Origin of the sequence: Xanthomonas sp. MUS 060 (genome assembly GCF_000963215.1) — a bacterium.
Lineage (GTDB): Bacteria > Pseudomonadota > Gammaproteobacteria > Xanthomonadales > Xanthomonadaceae > Xanthomonas_A.
In genome coordinates this window covers 349,697-370,210 of sequence record NZ_JZIM01000002.1, presented here as the reverse complement: position 1 = coordinate 370,210, position 20,514 = coordinate 349,697, and the positions used below count along the sequence as shown (strand labels likewise).

General features: G+C 62.6%; 16 protein-coding genes, 1 pseudogene and 1 riboswitch. Of the genes and pseudogenes, 10 read left to right on the top strand and 7 right to left on the bottom strand.

Annotated elements, in window-relative coordinates; all coding sequences use genetic code 11:
• Nucleotides 1-58 precede the first annotated feature (58 nt).
• Entirely contained in the window at nucleotides 59-3,625 is a 3,567-nt protein-coding gene (locus tag XANALMUS060_RS04590) for an ATP-binding protein (protein ID WP_045737324.1), read from the bottom strand.
• Between the two features lie 214 nt (nucleotides 3,626-3,839).
• On the opposite strand from XANALMUS060_RS04590, the gene XANALMUS060_RS04585 reads away from it, so the two are divergent.
• From XANALMUS060_RS04585 to XANALMUS060_RS04575, 3 genes are read left to right on the top strand one after another with little or no spacing between them, the layout of a single operon-like run.
• Nucleotides 3,840-4,502 (top strand): YceI family protein, encoded by a 663-nt coding sequence (locus XANALMUS060_RS04585; protein WP_045737323.1) that lies wholly within the window; start codon nucleotides 3,840-3,842, stop codon nucleotides 4,500-4,502.
• Nucleotides 4,499-5,068 carry a cytochrome b gene (locus XANALMUS060_RS04580; protein WP_045737322.1) on the top strand — a complete coding sequence of 190 codons (570 nt, stop codon included), beginning with the start codon at nucleotides 4,499-4,501 and terminating at the stop codon, nucleotides 5,066-5,068. The genes XANALMUS060_RS04585 and XANALMUS060_RS04580 overlap by 4 nt, the downstream gene beginning before the upstream one ends.
• A gap of 11 nt (nucleotides 5,069-5,079) precedes the next feature.
• Nucleotides 5,080-5,646, top strand: coding sequence for a YceI family protein (locus XANALMUS060_RS04575; protein WP_045737321.1), 567 nt, complete (start codon nucleotides 5,080-5,082; stop codon nucleotides 5,644-5,646).
• Between the two features lie 90 nt (nucleotides 5,647-5,736).
• On the opposite strand, the gene XANALMUS060_RS04570 is transcribed toward XANALMUS060_RS04575, so the two are convergent.
• The gene (locus XANALMUS060_RS04570) at nucleotides 5,737-5,967 is read right to left on the bottom strand and encodes a glutaredoxin family protein (RefSeq protein WP_045737320.1); all 231 of its coding nucleotides are present in this window, start codon (nucleotides 5,965-5,967) and stop codon (nucleotides 5,737-5,739) included.
• An 88-nt stretch (nucleotides 5,968-6,055) separates the two neighbouring features.
• Here XANALMUS060_RS04570 and XANALMUS060_RS04565 point away from each other — a divergent pair, with 88 nt between their 5' ends.
• Nucleotides 6,056-7,438, top strand: a complete 1,383-nt coding sequence (locus tag XANALMUS060_RS04565; RefSeq protein WP_045737319.1) for an L-serine ammonia-lyase — start codon at nucleotides 6,056-6,058, stop codon at nucleotides 7,436-7,438.
• A 4-nt stretch (nucleotides 7,439-7,442) separates the two neighbouring features.
• A complete protein-coding gene (locus tag XANALMUS060_RS04560) occupies nucleotides 7,443-10,550 on the top strand; it encodes a ligand-binding sensor domain-containing diguanylate cyclase (RefSeq protein ID WP_235430352.1) in 3,108 nt (1,035 codons plus the stop codon).
• A 29-nt stretch (nucleotides 10,551-10,579) separates the two neighbouring features.
• On the opposite strand, the gene XANALMUS060_RS20470 is transcribed toward XANALMUS060_RS04560, so the two are convergent.
• Nucleotides 10,580-10,912, bottom strand: a complete 333-nt coding sequence (locus XANALMUS060_RS20470) for a hypothetical protein (RefSeq protein WP_045737318.1) — start codon at nucleotides 10,910-10,912, stop codon at nucleotides 10,580-10,582.
• 412 nt (nucleotides 10,913-11,324) lie between these two features.
• Between XANALMUS060_RS20470 and XANALMUS060_RS04550 the strand changes: the two genes are divergently transcribed.
• A complete protein-coding gene (locus tag XANALMUS060_RS04550) occupies nucleotides 11,325-12,572 on the top strand; it encodes a glycoside hydrolase family 18 protein (RefSeq protein ID WP_045737317.1) in 1,248 nt (415 codons plus the stop codon).
• A 30-nt stretch (nucleotides 12,573-12,602) separates the two neighbouring features.
• Here XANALMUS060_RS04550 and XANALMUS060_RS04545 read toward each other — a convergent pair.
• A pseudogene (locus XANALMUS060_RS04545) lies at nucleotides 12,603-12,911 on the bottom strand (homoserine dehydrogenase); the annotation flags it as partial.
• A 36-nt stretch (nucleotides 12,912-12,947) separates the two neighbouring features.
• Here XANALMUS060_RS04545 and XANALMUS060_RS04540 point away from each other — a divergent pair.
• Nucleotides 12,948-13,229, top strand: coding sequence for a glycosyl hydrolase family 18 protein (locus XANALMUS060_RS04540; protein ID WP_082064912.1), 282 nt, complete (start codon nucleotides 12,948-12,950; stop codon nucleotides 13,227-13,229).
• A gap of 30 nt (nucleotides 13,230-13,259) precedes the next feature.
• On the opposite strand, the gene XANALMUS060_RS04535 is transcribed toward XANALMUS060_RS04540, so the two are convergent.
• Genes XANALMUS060_RS04535 through XANALMUS060_RS04525 form a run of 3 tightly spaced genes read right to left on the bottom strand, consistent with a single transcriptional unit; the run spans nucleotide 13,260 to nucleotide 16,671 of the window.
• Nucleotides 13,260-14,342 carry a homoserine dehydrogenase gene (locus XANALMUS060_RS04535; RefSeq protein ID WP_235430358.1) on the bottom strand — a complete coding sequence of 361 codons (1,083 nt, stop codon included), beginning with the start codon at nucleotides 14,340-14,342 and terminating at the stop codon, nucleotides 13,260-13,262.
• 8 nt (nucleotides 14,343-14,350) lie between these two features.
• Nucleotides 14,351-15,568 carry an O-succinylhomoserine (thiol)-lyase gene (locus XANALMUS060_RS04530; protein WP_045737313.1) on the bottom strand — a complete coding sequence of 406 codons (1,218 nt, stop codon included), beginning with the start codon at nucleotides 15,566-15,568 and terminating at the stop codon, nucleotides 14,351-14,353.
• A complete protein-coding gene (locus XANALMUS060_RS04525) occupies nucleotides 15,565-16,671 on the bottom strand; it encodes a homoserine O-succinyltransferase (RefSeq protein WP_152640387.1) in 1,107 nt (368 codons plus the stop codon). The genes XANALMUS060_RS04530 and XANALMUS060_RS04525 overlap by 4 nt, the downstream gene beginning before the upstream one ends.
• A 10-nt stretch (nucleotides 16,672-16,681) precedes the next feature.
• A riboswitch (SAM riboswitch) is annotated at nucleotides 16,682-16,800 on the bottom strand.
• 152 nt (nucleotides 16,801-16,952) lie between these two features.
• Here XANALMUS060_RS04525 and XANALMUS060_RS04520 point away from each other — a divergent pair.
• The 3 genes from XANALMUS060_RS04520 (at nucleotide 16,953) to XANALMUS060_RS04510 (ending at nucleotide 20,417) form a co-directional block, all read left to right on the top strand.
• Nucleotides 16,953-17,831 carry a M23 family metallopeptidase gene (locus XANALMUS060_RS04520; RefSeq protein ID WP_052688097.1) on the top strand — a complete coding sequence of 293 codons (879 nt, stop codon included), beginning with the start codon at nucleotides 16,953-16,955 and terminating at the stop codon, nucleotides 17,829-17,831.
• 46 nt (nucleotides 17,832-17,877) lie between these two features.
• The gene (locus XANALMUS060_RS04515; protein WP_045737312.1) at nucleotides 17,878-19,482 is read left to right on the top strand and encodes a peptide chain release factor 3; all 1,605 of its coding nucleotides are present in this window, start codon (nucleotides 17,878-17,880) and stop codon (nucleotides 19,480-19,482) included.
• 263 nt (nucleotides 19,483-19,745) lie between these two features.
• Nucleotides 19,746-20,417 (top strand): hemolysin III family protein, encoded by a 672-nt coding sequence (locus XANALMUS060_RS04510; RefSeq protein ID WP_045737311.1) that lies wholly within the window; start codon nucleotides 19,746-19,748, stop codon nucleotides 20,415-20,417.
• The last annotated feature ends 97 nt before the right edge of the window (nucleotides 20,418-20,514 follow it).

Sequence of the window (20,514 nt, the reverse complement as noted above, 5' to 3'; positions counted from 1 at the left end):
GTGACCGCCGCAAAAACGCAAAGGCTTGCGCGGAACCCGCACAGCCTGCGCACGACGCTTATGCGCCATCGACATGGCTGTTCGCCCCCTCCGCATCGCGCATTGTACGTGCTGGCGTTTGCAGCGCTTCGGCCAGCATGTCTCCCGTCACCGGCTTGCGCAGGAAACCATCGAAACCGGCCGCACGCGCCTGCGGTTCAGCGTCGGCATCGGCGCGGGCCGTTACCGCGATCAATGGCATCGCGTGACCGAAGGCGCGCAACTGCCGCGCCAGCGCCAAACCATCCATGCCAGGCAGATCCAGGTCGAGCAAGGCGATGTCGAAGACATTGGACGCGACCTCGGTCAGCGCCGCCAGGGCATGCGCGGCGTGGGTCACCCGGTGACCACGCGTGCTGAGCAGGCCACTGACCACCTCGGCGACGGTCGGGTCATCCTCGACCAGCAGCACCCGTTGCGGTACCGAGACGGACACGACCTCACGCACGCCAGAGGCGGAACGCGGTAGCGGCGCCGGCACCCACGGCAAAGGCAGATCGACGACAAAGCGAGTGCCAGTGCCGAGCCGGCTCTGCAGATCGATGTGTCCCTTCATCGCCACCGCCAATTCCTGACAGATCGCCAGCCCCAAGCCGCTACCGCCGTAACGCGCGGCGGTGCGCGGACCATCGGCTTGTTCAAAACGCTGGAACAACCGCGCCTGTTGTTCGGCGTTGATGCCTGGACCGGTGTCGACAACCTCGAAGCGCACCCCTTGACGCTCCTGCAACGGCGCCACCCGCAACTGCACGCTGCCGCGCTCGGTGAACTTGATCGCGTTGTTGAGCAAGTTCAACAGGATCTGCCGCACCCGTGTGGCATCGCCGGTCGCGGTGACCTGCTCCGGCATCGCATTGTCCAATACGAACGTCAGGCCTTGTCCCTGCGCCATCGGCTCCATCATCGCGGCCAGTTCGGCGATCAGTTGCCCTAGATCGAATGGCTGCTGATCCAGCTCAAGACGCCCGGCCTCGATCCGCGCCAGATCCAGCGCATCGTTGACCAGGCGCAGCAGATGCGTGCCGGCACCACGGATCGATTCGGTGTAGCTGCGTTGTCTTGGATCCAGCGGCGTGGAGAGCAGCAGTTCACTCATCCCCAGCACGCCGGTCATTGGCGTGCGCACTTCATGCCCCAACGTGGCCAGGAAGCGGGTTTTGGCCAATGAGGCCTGCTCGGCCACCTCCTGTTTGTGCAGGGCCAGTTGCCATGAGTTGCGACGACGCAAACGCCGACGGTAAAGATAGGACAACCACCACACAATCAACAACGCCAGCAATGTCAGTCCGGCTATCCCCCACGTGCTGCGCCACCAAGGCGGCAGCACGCGAAAGCGCAGAGTCACCACTTTCGACCACACCTTGTCGGCGGTCCGCGCCTGCATCTCCAAGGTATATTGACCCGATGGCAAGCGCGGAAACAGCCGCTCGCCATTGGCGCCGACATCGATCCACTCCGTGTCGTAGCCGCTCAGGCGGAAGCGGTAGGTGTTGGACTCGGTGTCGTAAAACGACAGCAGCCGCGCGACCACGTTCAAATCGCGGTCACCTTCCTGCAGCACGATTGTGTCGGCGTGCGAAAGATCCAGCAGTGCATCACCACGGCGCACGTTGACGCGCTCGATCACCAGCGGTGGCTGCCGCCGCGACGGCACGACCTGGGAAGGCTCGAACAACACCACACCATCCGGGGTACCACCAAGAATTTGCCCGCCACGCGCCTGGATCAGGGTATCGGTTGCAAACTCCTGGTTGGGCAAGCCATCACGCACACCGTAGGAGCGCATCGCCTTGCTGGCCGGATCGACCCGGATCAGCCCGCGCACGCTGCTCAGCCAAGCCACGCCCTTGTCATCGACCACCATGCCATTCGGCACCAGTCTCGGGAACTCGTGGCTTTCGTCGATGCGGTCGAGCAAGCTCAGTCGGGTACCGTCCCACAGATAACGCTCCAGGCAACCTACACCGGCCAGCCAGACCACATTGCCATCACTGATTGCGATGGTACTCAATGGCCGTCGCGGTGCTCCCGGCACCGGCTCGAAACGCGCACGCGCCGGGTTCCAGGCCAGAACGCCGCGCGATCCGATCAACCAGGGCTGGCCTTGCGGTCCAAGCTTGAGTGCATTGACAACCAAATCTGCAGGCAACCCGCCTGTGCCCAGCGCGATGTTACGCAGGACGTGACCATCGAGATCGCGCACCTGCGCACCGTCGAGATCACTGAACAACCACAGGTGTGCATCGCCACTGACAGTCACAAAATTCGTGTTCACCATGAGCAAGGCATTGCTGCCCTCCCCGATGCTCCAACGCATGACGTCGCCGCTGACTGGATCGTAGCGCAGCAAACTTTTGGGTCCGACCCCCCACACACGTCCCTGATTATCTTCGACGATGGCTTTTGGCCAATCCATCCCGAACATCACCCGCATGTGGTGGCGAACCGCGCCCGTGACCGGGTCAAGCTTGTCGAGTACGCCACCCGTACCCGCCAACCAGACCCCGCCATCCTGCGAGGCCGCAGTGGCCACCACGTAGGGGTTGTAAATCGATTCCGGGTCATGCGACCGATAAGACAGCACAGAGAACTGCCGCCATCTAGACGGCAGGTACCACAACCCGTTGTTGACAGTGGCAAACCATAGATCGCCCTCGCGATCCTCGAACCCCAACAAAAAATTCGGCTTGACCACCCTGTGCGCGGAGTTGCTGTACAGCGGCACGTTGTGGATGATGCCGGTCTCGTTCTCCAGACCCAGGCCGTCCATGGTGTCGAACCAGCGATTGCCATTGCGGTCGTGGATCAGCATCGCAATCACACTATTGTTCGGCAGGTTACGCCAATAAGGTGCAATCGCCGTACCATCGGCACGCAACAAACGCACCCCATCAAAATTACCGACCCAGAGAATGCCGCCGGGTTCGGGCGTCAGTTCGAGGACATCGTGATCAACCCCAGAAAGGGGGAAACGCTCGAAACCGTGCCCGTTCCAGCGGGCGACGCCGTCGTGAGTGCCGACCCAAAGGACGCCATCGGGCGCGGTCGCCAACTTGGTCACATTGATCGATGGCAAACTGTGTTCGTCGCCAGGCTTGGGCATGAAATGGGTCAGGCGGCCGTCTGGTTGCAACCTGTACAAGCCGGAATGGCCAATTCCGAACCAGATATTGCCGTCGGAAGTGGAAACGATGGCCCACACCTCGCCGGAACCTATTTGCGGATAGACACTGTGGTCGTAGTAACGGAACGTGCGGCGGTCCGCCGAGAGCATGCCTAGTTGCGCAGTGCTGGTGCCGAACCAGACCCGGTTCTGCGCATCGACATGAACGCTCAAAAGATTGTTGTCGCGCAGCCCGTTCTCAATCCGCCAGATGCGGTACCCATGTCCATCGAACCGAGCCAGGCCATCGCTGCTGGCAATCCACAAATAGCCGAGCTTGTCTTCGGCAAAATCATTGATGGTATTGGACGGCAGGCCATCGGCCACCGTTAGCTGACGCGGCTGCGGCGTCAGCGGCACGACCGCGCCTGCAACCGCGGACCACGCCAACAGTAGCCATCCCAAGCTCCTTCTCGACCACATCGCGTGTCACTCTCCAGGCTGGTGTCGGCATCACTGCTCGCTCATCATCCTCGGCGATAAGCACTGCCCATGGCAACCGTCGACTACCCATGCGGATCACTCATCCTGCACCGCAGACGCCGCAAGCAGCGCACGCCCGCACGACCAAGGCGCCTCACCTCAACCTACATCGCAGGCTCTAGAATCCGACCACCCATACAGCGCGGGTGCTCTCATGTTCAAACATTGCCTCGTTGTGGTTTTGCTGGCTCTGCCGGGCACGGGCCTGGCTGCCCCCGCGCAATACGCGCTGGACCCGGTACATACGCGCGTTCTGTTCGCAATCGATCACGCGGGTTTCTCCAAGGCATTGGGCACGGTGTCCGGCAGTACCGGCACCCTGGTGTTCGATCCGCAAGACTGGCGCAGCGCACGCCTGCAAGCACGAGTACCCTTGCAGCGACTGGACCTGGGCGATGACGCCTGGAACCGCGCCGCACTCGCGCGCAATCTGCTCGACGGCAAACACTATCCAGAAGCCCTGTTCGTCTCTACTCGAATCGAACCGGTGGACGCCCGCCACGCCAAGGTGATCGGGCAACTGACACTCCACGGCGTCAGCCGCGAGGTGACCCTGGAGGTGACCATGAACGCGATCAAGCGACACCCGCTGCCGCCGTTCCGTCGCACCGTCGGCTTCTCGGCCACCACCACCGTGCAACGTGCCGACTTCGGTATCAGCTCCTGGCCATCGGTGATCGGCGCGACGGTAGAATTGCACATCGAGGCCGAAGCGACCCGCGAAGGCCGCCCCGATTCCGACACCACACCGACATCAGCCACGGCACCGTCGTCCGACAAGGCGACCAGCCCAGCCGAACAGGACCGCACGCCATGACCGCCAAGAACACCGCAGACCGCTGGGGCAGCGTCAGCCAGACCATGCACTGGCTGATCGCCTTGTTGATCCTGCTGCTGGGCGTGGTCGGCCTGACCATGGGCGAGTTGCCGAGGACACCCAGATACTTCTGGGTATATACCGCGCACAAGTCGCTGGGCTTGACCGTGCTGGCACTGGTCGTCTTCAGGCTGGGCTGGCGCGTGTACGCTGGCACACCTGCGCCGATAGCGGGAACCCCCGGCTGGCAGGCGCGTATCGCCAGCGCCACTCATGCGCTGCTGTACCTGATGATCTTCGCGATACCACTCTCCGGTTGGCTGTACGACTCCAGCAGCGGCCTGCGTCCATTGCGCTGGTTCGGGCTGATCGACGTGCCCAAGCTCAGCGCGCCAGACGCACACCTGCGCGCGCTGTCGCACAGCGTGCACGAATGGGGGTTCTGGGCCTTGATCGTGATCGTCCTGGCGCATGCTGGCGCGGCGTTTTATCACCACCTGTTTCAACGCGATGCCACCCTGACGCGGATGCTCCCGCGCGGCTGGCTGTCCTCGTCCAAATCCTGAGGAATTGCCCCATGTCGTCTCGTTTCGCTTCCCATGCCGCCGTCGCCGCCAACCTGGTCGCCATGCTCATTGCCGCGCCTGGATTCGCCGCCGATTACGTCCAGGCGCCCGGCTCGACTCTGGTCTTCGCCAGCAAGTACGAGAGCGAAGTCTTCACCGGCCAGTTCGCTGGCTTCGACACCAAGCTCAGCTTCGACCCGACTCATCTGGCCAGCGCCAAACTTGAGGTGGCGATCCCGTTGACCGGCGCCAAGAGCGGCAACGCCGAGCGCGATTCCACGCTGCAGAGCGCAGACTTCTTCGATGTCGCCAGGTTCGCCACCGCGCACTACCGCGCAGACAAATTCCGCGCCCTCGGCAGCAACACCTACGCGGCCGATGGTACGCTGGAGTTGCGCGGCGTGTCCAAACCGGTAACTCTTACCTTCACTTGGAGTGCGGGCGCGCAGCCGGTGCTGACCGGCAAGGCCACGGTCAAGCGTCTAGACTTCGGTGTGGGCGGCGGCGACTGGGCCGATACCAAAACCATCCCCAACGAAACCGCGATTAGCACCAAAGTGGTATTCAAGGCGAAGTGATTCGCCATGAGCCGTGACGCACGGCCGTTGAGCGGAAGATTTCCTCGTGGGGTCCGCCGTTTTTCTACGCGGGGAGATCGACCGTGACGTTCAGTCCAGTCCGCTCAGCCAACAACGCACGCCATTCGCATCGAACGGCCAATCCAGCTCGCGGCCATCGGCGGCACGTAACACCGGCACGCGCATGCCGTAGCGGGCCTCCAAGGCGGCATCGCCATCGATAAACACACTGTCGGGCTCGGCTGCACGCGCCTGCGCCAGAACCCACAACGCTTCATCGCACAAGTGACAGTCATCGCGTTGGTAGAGAATCAGAGACATAGGTTGGATTGGATACGGATTAACGAACCCATCCGGCACACGGGGGCATAGAATAACCGTCCTTCAGGCCTCCCCCTCAACGGCACGCATGGCTGTCAGCATCTTCGACCTGTTCAAGATCGGCATCGGGCCGAGCTCCTCCCATACCGTCGGACCCATGCGCGCCGCCGAGCGCTTCGTGAAACGCTGGCTGCTGGATCAAGGCACGCTACAGAACGTCGTGCGCATGCGCGTGGAGGTGTTCGGTTCCCTCGCGCTGACAGGACGCGGCCACGGCACTGATAAGGCATTGCTGCTCGGCCTGGAAGGCCAGCGTCCAGAACTGATCGACCCGGATATCATTCCCAGCACACTGGAACGCATCCGCAGCAGCAAGCGCATCCAGCTACTTGGTCAGCACAGCATCGCCTTCGACGAAAAGCGCGACCTGGCGATCAACAAACGCCAAAAACTCCCCCATCACAGCAACGGCATGCGCTTCAGCGCCTATGCCGCCAACGACGAGATGATCGCAACGCGCGACTATTACTCGATCGGCGGCGGCTTTGTGGTCAATCAAGACGATGCCGCCGACGACCGTATCGTCGCCGACCAAACACCGCTGCCCTACCCGTTCAAGAGCGGCGACGAGCTGCTAGCGCAAGCCGCGCGTAGCGGCCTGAGTATCGCCGCACTGATGTTCGAAAACGAAAAATGCTGGCGCAGCGAAGAACAGATCCGCGCGGGTTTGCGCGAGATTTGGAACGCGATGCAGGCGTGCGTGGCACGCGGCATCCGCGAAGAGGGCTCACTGCCCGGCGGCCTGCAAGTCACCCGACGCGCGCCCATGCTGTATCGCGAACTTTCCTCCAAACCGGAAGCGGCGATGCGCGATCCCTTGACCACACTGGATTGGGTCAATCTCTATGCGCTGGCGGTGAACGAGGAAAATGCTGCCGGTAGCCGTGTGGTCACGGCACCGACCAATGGCGCGGCCGGCATCATCCCGGCAGTCCTGCACTACTTCGACCGATTTTGCCCAGGCAGCGACGAACAACACGTGTTCAACTTCCTGCTCACCGCGGCAGCGATCGGCATCCTGTACAAGGAAAACGCCTCCATCTCCGGCGCCGAAGTCGGCTGCCAGGGCGAGATCGGCGTGGCCTGCTCGATGGCCGCAGGCGGTCTGGTCGCCGCACTCGGCGGCAATCCCGGGCAAATCGAAAATGCCGCCGAGATCGGCATGGAACACAACCTCGGCCTGACCTGCGACCCGATCGGCGGGCTGGTGCAAATCCCATGCATCGAACGCAATGCGATGGGTGCAGTGAAAGCCATCAATGCCAGCAGGATGGCCATGCGCGGCGACGGCAAGCACAAGGTTTCGCTGGATAAAGTGATCCGGACCATGCGCGATACTGGCCGCGACATGCAGGACAAGTACAAAGAAACCAGCCGCGGCGGGCTCGCTGTCAACGTCATTGAGTGCTGAGCCGATGCTGCCGACGATGGCCATCGCCTACACCACAGTCCGTGCTATCGCCCGACAAATCACGCACCGTGCGCTAGGGCTGGTCATGCTCCTGGGGGCGTGCAATGCCTACGTCCCCGATGCCAATGCGCTGGAAGCGGACAAGCAGTTCAATCACTACGCACGCGACACATGGGGCCTGGACCAGGGCTTGCCGCAAGTAAGCATCCAGGCATTCGCGCAGGATCGGCAACGCTACCTGTGGATCGGCACGATGAGCGGGCTGACGCGTTTCGACGGCGTGCGCATGACCTCGTTCAACGACAAAGCACCGGCCCATCTTCCCGGCACATTGATCCAGGCACTACGCGTGGACAACAGCGGCACACTGTGGATCGGCACCTACCGCGGGCTGGCACGATATCGCGATGGTCATTTTTCCAATGTATTGCCGCAAGATCCGCACACGCCGCTGCTCAACATCGAAGCGATCACCTTGGACACCGACGGCACGGTACTGGTCGCCGCACAGAATGGCGTTTACGCGGTGGAAGGCGAACGCCTGCGCCTGCGCTACCACATCGCTGGCGGCGCGTATGCGCTACTGCCACGTGGACACCAACTTTGGGTCGGCACGCGCGGCGCGGTCCTGCGCCTCGGAGCGGACAGCGCAACACCACTGCCGCTGCCGCAGGACATGCGCGATGCACCCGTGCAACAACTAGTGGAAGCGCAAGGGCGAGTGTGGGCCGGTACCCGCAATGGTCTACTGTATCTTCACACAGGAAGCTGGCAACTGCTCGCTGACGAGGCCGGTCTGACCCGACGCGCGGTGCATGCCCTGTTCGAGGACAGCGACGGCAATCTCTGGGTCGGCCTGTCTGGCGCGCTGTTACGCGTGCGCGATGGCAAGGTCGTCGAGCGCAATAACGGAACCAACAAGAACACAGCCACCAGCGCAATCTTCGAAGATCGCGAACGCAACCTGTGGCTGGGCAGCAATTGGAACGGCATCAGCCGCCTGTGGAACGGCTTGACCCGGCGCTACAGCGTGCCCCAAGGCTTGAATGACCCACTGGTGTGGACACTGGCTCGCGATACCGATGGATCGCTGTGGGTCGGCACGGGTAGTGGCCTGTCACGATTACGCGATGGACGCTACCAACAGGTTCTGCGCATGGATCAATTGCCGACAGACGCGCCCTATACCTTACTCGCCGAACCAGGCCAACTGTGGATTGGAACGCGTCGCGGGATCGCCCTGTACCGCGACGGACACCTCAGCCAACCGCGGCTGCTGGCGCCCCTGCACGAACTGCAGATCAGCGGCATCTTGCGCGATCACGCGCAACGTCTATGGTTTGCCAGCGACAATGGCCTGTTCCGCAGCGATGGCAAGCATCTGCGCCGCTATGGCATCTGCGAAGGCCTGCGCGACGCCCGCATCCGCCTGCTTCACGAAACCCACGACGGACGCTTGCTGGTGGGCTCGCAGGACGGGTTGTACGAATTGCGCGGCGAACGCCTGGTCGCACTCGCCGCACCCGATAGCGCGTTGGCCAACGCCGACATCACCGCGATCCACGAGTTGCCTGGCGGGCAATGGCTGGTCGGCACACTGTCCGAAGAATTGTGGCTATTCGATGGCAAGCGTTGGAGCATGTTCGACGAAACCGATGGACTGCCGGCGAATGCGCCGTTCTTCATCACCGACGATCCTCAAGGCAACGTCTGGGTGACCGGGCTGCGCGGCATCTACCGTCTGCGCCTGAGCAATCTGCTAGCGCACGCCGCCACGCCATCCGTCGCGTTACAAGCCGAGCGGATGCTCAGCGAACGCGCGCAGCACCATGGCGGCATGCGCGGGGTGTGCTGCAATGGCATCGGTAACGGCAAGGGATTCATCGAAAACGGCACGCTCTGGCTACCCAGCCGCGACGGCGTGGTCGCCATGAACACCACTGGCATCGTCAAGAATCCGGTAGCGCCGCTGCCCGTGGTGGAGCGAGTGCGCGTACTGGGACAGTGGTTGAGCCCGCAGGCACTGCCCACCCCACTGCCCAAACAGGCGCGCGATCTGGATTTCGAATTCACAGCCGCCTCGCTCCAGGTCCCGGAAAGCATCGAATTGCGCTACCGGCTACTCGGCTACGACACCCGCTGGCATTCGCCCGACGACATCCGCCAACGCGTGGCGACCTATACCAATTTACCCGGCGGTAATTACCTGTTCGAGGTCAATGCCCGCAACAATGGCGGAGTGTGGGCGGTGGCACCGGCGCGATTGCCATTGCGGATTCAGCCACGTTTGCGGGAAACACCGTATTTCAAGCTATTACTGGGACTGGGTGAGCTTGGGCTGATCCTGCTCACCGTACAGTTGGCGCGGCTGCACAATCGACGTCAGCGCGAGACGCTGGAAGAACAGATGCGCGAGCGCACCAAAGCGCTGCAGGAAGCCAACCAGCGCCTGCAGGAAGCCAGCTTCACCGACGAACTGACCCAATTACGCAACCGTCGCTACCTATCCCTGCACATCCCCAGCGACATCGCCCTGTACCGACGCATGACCGACGACGATCAAGACATGGCATCGTGCACGGGCATGCTGTTCGCGCTGATCGACATCGACCATTTCAAGGCGATCAACGACAGCAGCGGGCACCACACCGGCGACGCCATCCTGCAACAGATGGCAAAGTTACTGGTCAAGCTGACCCGCAAGAGCGACCACGTGGTGCGCTGGGGCGGCGAGGAATTTCTGCTGGTCATGCGCTCGGCCCCACACGAGAACCTGACCGTCGCCGCCGAGCGGCTATGCCATGCGATCGCGGCGCATCCGTTCGTGTTCGACCAGGGCAAGCAGGGGCGGGTCACCTGCTCGATCGGGATCGCCGAATTTCCCTTCGTGCACGACCCGGACAATCAGCTCGGCTGGGAACAACTACTGGTTTTAGCTGATCGCGCGCTATATCAAGCCAAGGCCAGAGGCCGCAACGGCTGGGCAGCGTACCGACCGCTGCCCGGCACCCAAGCCGAACAGGTCCTGGCGGCGCTGCAGGAACCGTCCGAACACATGACGCATCACACATGCCTAACCCTCGTCCACAACAACTGCAGCGCCCAACTCTGAAGTGACGCAAATGCGCGCTGCGTTGCGCATCAGGACAATGACCCACTGAAACCCTGCCAAGGACGAGAGTTGATGCGCTCGATCCGGCAGGGGCTACAAATAGAAGCGATAAGTGTGCCGATGAAAAAGCTGTGCCGCTGGTTCGGCGTGGCACGCCGCACCCTGTACGACACACCGACCAAAGTGTCTGCCAAGGCTTGGTGTTCACCAACTACCGCGACACTCGCTTGGTGCGCGACGATGGCATGAAACAGAAACTCATCACCGCGCACTGTGCGCAGCAGAACGGGATAATTGAACGGGTAATCCGCATACTCAAGCAGCAATGCGCGCATCGCCGCCGATTTGAGCACCTGGTGCATGGTCTGTAAGCGATCTACGACTGGATCACTGTTTACCAAGTTAATCACATGAACTGAACAGAAACTTCTGGATCATGTCACCTCTACGATATGCGCTAGCGCATACACGTGGATAAAGGCAATCACTCATAGATCTGCATGACGATCCGAAAACCATCGCCTTAACGCGCAGCAAAAAATTACCAGCACACGCACAGATCTTTATGTAGACAATCAAACAAATAGGTGCGATTCAAATCACAGTTAACTGTGTCCAGTATGGAAATCCTCGATTCTAATAACGAGAGTGACATTTCACGACTTATATCCAGAGCGTACACCAACCTCGCTATCCAAGTGAGTAAGGAAATTTCTCATGTACTCTTTCATCCGCGCATCCCTACGATGCCTCTCTTGCAGCTTCGTTCTCCTCGTGCTCGGCACCACCTGCACGCATGCCGAAACGACCAACGCCAACAATCCGCGGCTAATTGGCTACTTCACTCAGTGGAGCATCTACGGTAGCAACTATCAGGTTCGCGATATCGAGACCAGCGGCGCAGCACAGCACCTGACCCATCTGCACTACGCATTCGGCAACGTGCACAACAACCGTTGCGAAGTCGGCGTCAACCAGGCCATCGACCCGGATACCGGCGCAGGTGGCGACGCCTATGCCGACTACACGCGCAGCGTCAATGCAACGCAGAGCGTGGATGGTGTCGCCGACACAGCTACGCAGCCGCTGCGCGGCAATTGGAACCAGTTGCGCAAACTCAAGGCACTGCATCCCCAACTCAAGGTGGTGATGGCGCTTGGTGGTTGGAGTTGGTCATCCGGCTTCGCCAGCGCGGCGCGTCCGGAGAACCGCCAAGCCTTCGTCGCCTCATGCATCGATGCCTACATCCACGGCAACCTGCCCGTCGTTGATGGCGCAGGTGGGCCGGGCGCGGCGCTTGGCGTGTTCGACGGCTTTATCCTCGACTGGGAATACCCGGTCGTATGCGGACTGACCTGCGGCACCCCCGAAGATCGGGCGAACTACACCGCGCTGATCGCAGAATTCCGCCGCCAGCTTGACGCCGTGCGTCCTGGGTTGTTGTTGGCCGTGGATGCAGGCGCAGGCATCGACAAAATCGAAGTCACCGATCCGGGCGTGTATCAGCATTACCTGGACTACATCGACGTGATGACCTACGACTTCCACGGCGGTGCGTCAGACACGATCACCAACCATCACTCCGCGCTGTTCCACTCACCGTTCGATCCATCCACCGGAATTGAGCACTATTACAACAGCACCGACGCGATACTGGCATTCCTGAAGCGTGGGGTTCCTGCGCGCAAGCTCAATCTTGGCATCGGTTTCTACGGGCATGGCTGGAAAAATGTCGCCGATATCAACAATGGCCTCTATCAGACAGGCGACAATGCCGGCGTATCAAAGTACAAGACATTGAAAATACACGCCGGCAACGATTATTACGACCCCCACGCCTTCGCCCACTGGAAATACGATAGCACCAGCTCCACCTTCTGGAGCTACGACGACCCGGCAATGGCCAGCATCAAGGGCGGCTACGTCAAAGCGCTAGGGCTGGGCGGCGCATTCTTCTGGGAGTTAAGCGGGGACGACGAACAGGGCAACATGCTCCATGCGCTGTACCAAGGATTGCACTGAGGCTGAAGCCTGCGGTGGCGCTGCGACTGGTCAGCGCCACCGTTCGGACATCACAATCCGCAACACATCGTCCAACAACGCCGCGGCGGTAACCTCGGCCCCGGCGCCCGGCCCCTGAATCAGCAGTGGCTGCTGCAAATAGCGGTCGCTGTAGATGGCAACCCGGTTATCGGTGCCGACGCCACTGGCCAGCGCATGCGACAACGGCAATTCGCGCAGGCCCACCGAGGCACCGTGCGCATCGAACCGGCCGACGAAGCGCAAGCACGCACCATGCGCGCGCGCCTGCGCCAGGCGCGCGGCCAATGGCGCATCCAACTCCGACAAGGCCGCGTCCAACGCCGGTAACGTCGCCGCCGCCAAAATGTCGCCGATATCAACAATGGCCTCTATCAGACAGGCGACAATGCCGGCGTATCAAAGTACAAGACATTGAAAATACACGCCGGCAACGATTATTACGACCCCCACGCCTTCGCCCACTGGAAATACGATAGCACCAGCTCCACCTTCTGGAGCTACGACGACCCGGCAATGGCCAGCATCAAGGGCGGCTACGTCAAAGCGCTAGGGCTGGGCGGCGCATTCTTCTGGGAGTTAAGCGGGGACGACGAACAGGGCAACATGCTCCATGCGCTGTACCAAGGATTGCACTGAGGCTGAAGCCTGCGGTGGCGCTGCGACTGGTCAGCGCCACCGTTCGGACATCACAATCCGCAACACATCGTCCAACAACGCCGCGGCGGTAACCTCGGCCCCGGCGCCCGGCCCCTGAATCAGCAGTGGCTGCTGCAAATAGCGGTCGCTGTAGATGGCAACCCGGTTATCGGTGCCGACGCCACTGGCCAGCGCATGCGACAACGGCAATTCGCGCAGGCCCACCGAGGCACCGTGCGCATCGAACCGGCCGACGAAGCGCAAGCACGCACCATGCGCGCGCGCCTGCGCCAGGCGCGCGGCCAATGGCGCATCCAACTCCGACAAGGCCGCGTCCAACGCCGGTAACGTCGCCGCCGCCAAAACTTCCGGCACCAGCGACTCCACATGCACCTGCTCGGCCTGCAACGGCAAGCCTGCGGCACGCGCAAGGATCAACAGCTTGCGACGCACATCTTCGCCGGATAGGTCCTCGCGCGGATCGGGCTCGGTATAACCGGCCGCAGCGGCTTCGCGCACGCACGCAGAGAACGCACAGCGACCATCGTAGCGATGCAGCAGCCAGGCCAACGAGCCGGACAAGATCCCTTCCACCGCATGGATATGATCGCCGCCGGCCACCAGTGCACGCAGACTGCTCAGCAACGGCAGGCCTGCGCCAACCGTGGCGCTATCGCCATAGTGCGCGCCAACGGCATGGCAGGCGGCATGAATCTGCTCGGCGCGGGCAAGCGCGGCACCTTGACCGAGCTTGTTGGCGGTGACCACATGCACACCGCCTCGCAACCATTGAGCATGGCGCTGCGCCACCACCTCGCTGGCCGTGGCATCGACGACAATATCGCCGTGGCGCAGGTTCTCCGGCAACACCACCGCTACAGCGCCACGCTCGGCGGCATTGGCCTGGGCCAGGGCCTGCGCCGGTGCGTGCGCGCACTCGACCACCGTGCGCGAATTGGCCAGCCAGACGAACGCAGGCAGACCGACACGGCGGCGTTGCAGCGCCTGATAGCGCGCGACGAAGGCGCGACCGACGGTGCCAGTGCCTAGCAAGCCCAACTGTGGCACGGCCCGCGCGACTTGCCCCAACGGCAGCGAACACGCATCGGCCAACGCGTTGCTCACGCATCCACCCGTTTACGCGGCACCGCCTCGCTGGCGCGCTGCGCACGCTCCAGACCCGCCTGCAGGTCGGCCAGCAGGTCGGCGCTGGACTCGATGCCCACCGACAAACGCAACAGGCCATCGGAAATACCAGCGTTGGCCCGCGCTTGCGGGGTCATCGCCGCGTGCGTCATCGACGCCGGATGGGCAATCAAACTTTCCACACCGCCCAACGATTCGGCCAGGGTGAAATAGCGCAATCCATCGACGAAGGCACGCACTTCGGGCTCGGCCCCAGCCAGTTCGAAACTGATCATCGCGCCGAAGCCCTGTTGCTGACGCGCCGCGATGGCATGTCCGGGATGCGTGGGGATGCCTGGGTAGTACACCTGCCGCACTGCCGGGTGCGTCTGCAGCAGCTCCACCACCGCCTGCGCATTTTCCTGGTGTACACGCAAACGCGCATCCAGCGTGCGCAGGCCGCGCAAGGTCAGGAACGCATCGAACGGCGAACCGGTCAAGCCCAGTGCGTTCGCCCACCATGCCAGTTGCTTGTGCAATTCGGCATCGGCGGCGACCACCGCACCACCGACGACATCGCTGTGGCCGTTGACGTACTTGGTGGTGGAATGAATCACCAGGTCGGCGCCAAAAGCCAGCGGCTTCTGTAGCACCGGAGACAAGAACGTGTTGTCGACCACCACCAGCGCACCGGCCTTGTGCGCGGCGTCGATGACGAAACGCAGATCGGTGATGCGCAGCAACGGATTGGATGGGGTCTCGATCATCACCAGCCGTGGCGATTGCGCCAACGCCTCGGCCAACGCGCGCGGATCGGTCAAATCGACGGTGATCAAAACGAAGTGGCCTTTTTTCGCCAACGCATCGAACAACCGCCAGCTGCCGCCATAGGCATCGTGCGGCACCACCAACGTGTCACCCGGCTGCAGCAGCGCATTGAGTACCAAATTGATCGCGCCCATGCCGGTGGCGGTGACCACACCGCCGGCACCGCCTTCCAGCTCCGCCAACGCTTCGCCGAGCAGGTCGCGGGTTGGGTTGCCGCTGCGGGTGTAGTCGTACTGGCGCTTGTTGCCGAAGCCATCGAAGCTGAAGTTCGACGACAGCACGATGGGCGGGGTCACGGCACCGTGGGTGGTGTCGCGGTCGATGCCGGCGCGCACTGCGGCGGTGGCGGCAGTACAAGGCAGATCGGTGTCGTGTGCGTTACTCATGCGTCAACTCCGGTGGGGCGAAGGGCAGTGGCGAGGATCGCGTCGATGCGATCGGTTTCTTTCAGAAAGGCATCGTGTCCGTAGGGCGAACGCAGTACGCGCAGACTGCCGCGTGGCCCCAACCCTTCGACCAGGGTCACCAGGTCGGACAACGGCACCAGGCGGTCGCCCTCGACCGCGACCACCACGGTGGACACGGCGACGGCGCTGGGATCGATGCGGTGCAGGTCGATCGATTCGGACAGGCGCAGATAAGCGTTGACCTGGGTGCGCGCCACGTACTGGGCACCGGCGGCATCGAGGTAATCCTCGGCGGCGACGCGTACACGGCCATTGATCACTTCCGGCGCCGCATCGAAGCGTTCGCCGAATTCTTCGGGCGTGCGATAGCTGAGCATCGCGAACTGCCGCGCCAGCGACAGTCCATGGTGTTCGGCGCACTGCAATTGACCCAACGCCACCGCACGGCGCTGCAACGCGCGCCATGCCGCAGCATAAGGATGCGCGCGATGGGCGCCACTGACCGCGACCAGCTTGCGCAGACGCTGCGGATGGCGCACCGCCAATTGCAGGCCGACCAGCGCGCCGTAGGAATACCCGACGAAGCCATGTAATTGGACGATATCCAGGGCATCCAACAATGCGGCGATCGCGTCGGCCTGGTCGGCACTGTCGATCGGTGCGTCCAGGCTGCCGTCGGCACCGACGAAATCGAACGCCAGCACCCGCAACTGGGTCGGATCCAGCGCACGTCCTGGCGCGACCAAATCCTCGGCCCAGCCCTTCTCGGGGAACGTGGCATTGGCAGCCAGATGACGATGCGCGGAAATGCCGCCGGCCACGAATACCACCGGCACGCTGGCCGGGCCGCTCAGCTCATAGCGCAAGCGCAGCAACTGCACGCCCGCATGACGCAGCGGCAGCGCCACCGCGATCTCACCGCGCATGGCCCGCACGCCATCGGCAGGCACCGCCGACACGCCATAGCGGTCGTGAGGCGCAGGGAGAGAGGTAGAGCAATCGGACGTATTCACGAGACGCATGGCGGTATCCAGTGAGGAACGGCCATCGAGCTTCGCGGAGCTCGCGTTCGCCATGCACAGAGCATGGATCGAACCATCTTTCGGCGGACGCGTCGGTCACCGCAGGATTTGGCACCGACACAAGCGCTTGCGCGCCCGCTGGCTGCCCCGGCATCAAAGGGCCTGTCCCTCCGCCGGTCTCGATGGTGATGCCACGATGCCAGCGTTTTTCGGCAATGTCAATCGCTTTATTCGGATGAAGCGATACAAAACATGTCGACTCCCTGGTATCGGCCATACTCCCACGCCCTGACCAAGCACCGCTCTACGTGCGCCGACACTCCTCTCACCGCTGGTTTGCAATGGCTTGGCTGCTGGCGCTTGCGTGGAGCACATGTGCACAAACACTGCTGCGTTGGAACGCGCCCCACCCGGTCGCGCATACGGCCCCAACTTGGCTGACGGTCACTCCACGCCGCAACGGCCTGCGTGAAATCTGGCTGGGCAATCCACTGGGTGGACCCGTGCAGATCCGGCTCTACGGCGAGGTCAATGGGTTCAAGGCCATTCCGGCACTGCCGCGCGACATCGAACTGGCGGCGGGCGAACGCCGCCTGGCGAGCTGCCTGTACCCGCTCGACGGCGGCACCGACGCCAGTGGTGCCAGCGCGGACCTGCACATCGAGGCGATCCCCGGCTCGCCGCACGCTCACGCCGAGCCTGTCCTCTACCAATTGCCTTTCAAGGGCGTGCCAATCCGCATCGATCAGGGATTCGGCGGCGGCTTCAGCCACCACGATCCGGCCAACTTCTACGCACTGGACTTCGCGCTGCCCGAAGGCACTCCGATTCTGGCCGCGCGCGAGGGCGTGGTGATGGAAATCCGCGACGACTTTCGCGAGTCCGGTACCGATGCCGCACGCCTGGGCCAGGCCGCCAATCTGGTGCGTATCGTGCATGCGGACGGCAGCATGGCGCTCTACGCCCACCTGACCGCCGGCGGCGTGCAGGTTCGGGTTGGACAGAGCGTACAGCGCGGCGAGCGGCTCGGTCTGTCCGGCAATAGCGGCCTGACGACCGCGCCGCACCTGCACTTCGTGGTGCAGCTCAATCGCGGCCTGCGCCTGGAATCGGTACCGTTGCGCATGACCGGCCCGCTCGGCGAACTGCGCTTCGCCCATCCCGATCTCACTGAAGTCCGGCATGGCAACCGAACGGGCCAACAGACAAGCCCGCTATAATCGCCGGCTTCCCCGTTTCCGATGACGCCCGCCGGGCGTGCTGCCCATGTCCGAAGTCGCCACCGAAGCCGCGCGTCGCCGCACCTTCGCCATCATTTCCCATCCCGACGCCGGCAAGACCACGCTGACCGAAAAACTGTTGCTGTTCGGTGGGGCGATCCAGATGGCCGGCTCGGTCAAGGGCCGCAAAGCCGCACGCCACGCCACCTCGGACTGGATGGCACTGGAAAAGGAACGCGGCATCTCGGTGACCTCGTCGGTGATGCAGTTCCCCTACGACGGCAAGATCATCAACCTGCTCGATACCCCCGGCCACGCCGACTTCGGCGAGGACACCTACCGCGTGCTCACTGCGGTGGATTCGGCGCTGATGGTGATCGACGTGGCCAAGGGCGTGGAAGAACGCACCATCAAACTGATGGAAGTGTGCCGGTTGCGCGATACGCCGATCATGACCTTCATCAACAAGCTCGACCGCGAAGGCAAGGATCCGATCGACTTGCTCGACGAAGTGGAGACCGTGCTCGGCATCCAGTGCGCGCCGGTAACCTGGCCGATCGGCATGGGCCAACGGCTCAAGGGCGTCGTGCACCTGATCAGCGGCGAAGTACACCTGTACGAGCAGGGCCGCAATTTCACCCGCCAGGATTCGACCATCTTCCCATCGCTGGACGCGCCCGGCCTGGCCGAGAAAATCGGCGAACAAATGCTGGCCGAACTGCGCGAGGAACTGGAACTGGTGCAAGGCGCCAGCCATGCGTTCGACCTGGACGCCTATCGCGCCGGCAAGCAGACGCCGGTGTTCTTCGGCTCGGGCGTCAACAACTTCGGTGTGCAGCCGTTGCTGGACTTCTTCGCCGAACATGCACCGCCGCCGCAGCCACGCGCCACCACCGGCCGCCAGGTGCGGGCCGAGGAAGACAAGTTGAGCGGCTTCGTGTTCAAGATCCAGGCCAACATGGACCCGCAACACCGCGACCGCGTCGCGTTCATGCGTATCTGCTCCGGTCGTTTCGGTGCCGGGATGAAGACCCTGCACGTACGTACCGGCAAGGAAGTAAAACTGGCCAATGCGCTGACCTTCATGGCCAGCGACCGCGAGATCGCCGCCGAAGCCTACCCCGGCGACGTCATCGGCATCCACAACCACGGCACCATTTCCATCGGCGACACCTTCACCGAGGGCGAGGCGCTGTCGTTCACCGGCATTCCCAATTTCGCACCGGAATTGTTCCGCCGCGCGCGGCTGCGCGATCCACTCAAACTCAAACAATTGCAGAAAGGTTTGGCACAGTTGTCCGAAGAAGGCGCCACGCAGTTCTTCCGCCCACTGATGAGCAACGACCTGATCCTCGGTGCGGTCGGCACGCTGCAATTCGACGTGGTCGCCTATCGACTCAAGGACGAATACGGCGTGGATGCCAGCTTCGAGCCGGTCGGCGTCGTCACCGCACGCTGGGTGCATTGCGACAACGCCAAGAAACTGGAGGAATTCCGCGAGAAAAACGCAATGAACCTCGGCATCGACGCCGCTGGCGAATTGGTCTACCTGGCACCGACCCGGGTCAATCTACAACTGGCACAGGAACGCGCGCCGGACGTGCGCTTCGCCGCCACCCGCGAACACGCGCACAGCGTGGCGCTGGACTAAGAGTGGCTAACAACGTCGTCAATCGCTGCCGGGTGGGCGCGGACAGCGCCCAAGGACCCGGTGTACTGATGGGGATACTGAGGTGAGGATTCCGAGCACTGCCCGCGCCCGTCCGGCGGTGACACAGCCGCTTTGTTAGCCACCCTACAAACCGCTGACAACGCGGCGATGTATTACGACACCTGAGCGCACGCCCAACCAGCAGCGCCATGTTGCACCACGATGGATGCGAACCGCTCGCAATTGCTTTAACGTATGTCGCCATGGACGCAGACCACTCGCCCGCCTCCACACACGCAGATACGTCCCCCTCCACGGACTGGCGCGACGAACTCGCCAGCACGCTGACCCATGGATTGGGCGCAATCGCAGCGCTAGCTGGCGGCTCAGTATTGATTACCCTTGCGGCGATCTACGGCGATGGCTGGCAACTGGCCACTGCCATCGTGTTCAGCGTGACCTTGCTGCTGCTGTACGTGGCCTCAACCCTGTACCACGCCATCTCACATCCAGGTGCGAAGGCACGTCTGCAAATCTTCGACCACTGCGCGATCTACCTGCTGATCGCCGGCACCTACACCCCATTCACCCTGATCGGACTGCGTGGCCCATGGGGTTGGGGCTTGTTCGCGGCAATCTGGAGCATCGCCGTGGCCGGAGTGATCTTCAAGCTGTTCTTCACCGGGCGTTTCCGTCTGCTCTCGACCTTCCTGTACATCGCCATGGGCTGGCTGATCGTGGTCGCGATCGAGCCACTGTTGCGCGCGATCGATGCGCGAACACTTGGCTGGCTCTTGGCCGGGGGTTTGTTCTACACCCTTGGGACCTATTTCTATCAACGCGACACCGTGCGCTACTTCCACGCGATCTGGCATCTGTTCGTCCTCGCCGGCAGCGTCTGCCATTTCGTCGCGGTGACCGGACAAGTGCTCTGAGGCCGCCGCCACCGCATTTCGCACCACTCAGGCGACAGCGCTTCACCGATAACGCGTCTGTGCACCAGCATCCATGCTCTAAATGGCACCAGAACGC

What these genes read in the sequence shown, in the direction of transcription:
- XANALMUS060_RS04590 (WP_045737324.1), bottom strand. Translation starts at nt 3,625, where the DNA reads ATGTGGTCGAGAAGGAGCTTGGGATGGCTACTGTTGGCGTGGTCCGCG.
- XANALMUS060_RS04585 (WP_045737323.1), top strand. Translation starts at nt 3,840, where the DNA reads ATGTTCAAACATTGCCTCGTTGTGGTTTTGCTGGCTCTGCCGGGCACG.
- XANALMUS060_RS04580 (WP_045737322.1), top strand. Translation starts at nt 4,499, where the DNA reads ATGACCGCCAAGAACACCGCAGACCGCTGGGGCAGCGTCAGCCAGACC.
- XANALMUS060_RS04575 (WP_045737321.1), top strand. Translation starts at nt 5,080, where the DNA reads ATGTCGTCTCGTTTCGCTTCCCATGCCGCCGTCGCCGCCAACCTGGTC.
- XANALMUS060_RS04570 (WP_045737320.1), bottom strand. Translation starts at nt 5,967, where the DNA reads ATGTCTCTGATTCTCTACCAACGCGATGACTGTCACTTGTGCGATGAA.
- XANALMUS060_RS04565 (WP_045737319.1), top strand. Translation starts at nt 6,056, where the DNA reads ATGGCTGTCAGCATCTTCGACCTGTTCAAGATCGGCATCGGGCCGAGC.
- XANALMUS060_RS04560 (WP_235430352.1), top strand. Translation starts at nt 7,443, where the DNA reads ATGCTGCCGACGATGGCCATCGCCTACACCACAGTCCGTGCTATCGCC.
- XANALMUS060_RS20470 (WP_045737318.1), bottom strand. Translation starts at nt 10,912, where the DNA reads ATGCACCAGGTGCTCAAATCGGCGGCGATGCGCGCATTGCTGCTTGAG.
- XANALMUS060_RS04530 (WP_045737313.1), bottom strand. Translation starts at nt 15,568, where the DNA reads ATGAGTAACGCACACGACACCGATCTGCCTTGTACTGCCGCCACCGCC.
- XANALMUS060_RS04520 (WP_052688097.1), top strand. Translation starts at nt 16,953, where the DNA reads ATGGCTTGGCTGCTGGCGCTTGCGTGGAGCACATGTGCACAAACACTG.
- XANALMUS060_RS04515 (WP_045737312.1), top strand. Translation starts at nt 17,878, where the DNA reads ATGTCCGAAGTCGCCACCGAAGCCGCGCGTCGCCGCACCTTCGCCATC.
- XANALMUS060_RS04510 (WP_045737311.1), top strand. Translation starts at nt 19,746, where the DNA reads ATGGACGCAGACCACTCGCCCGCCTCCACACACGCAGATACGTCCCCC.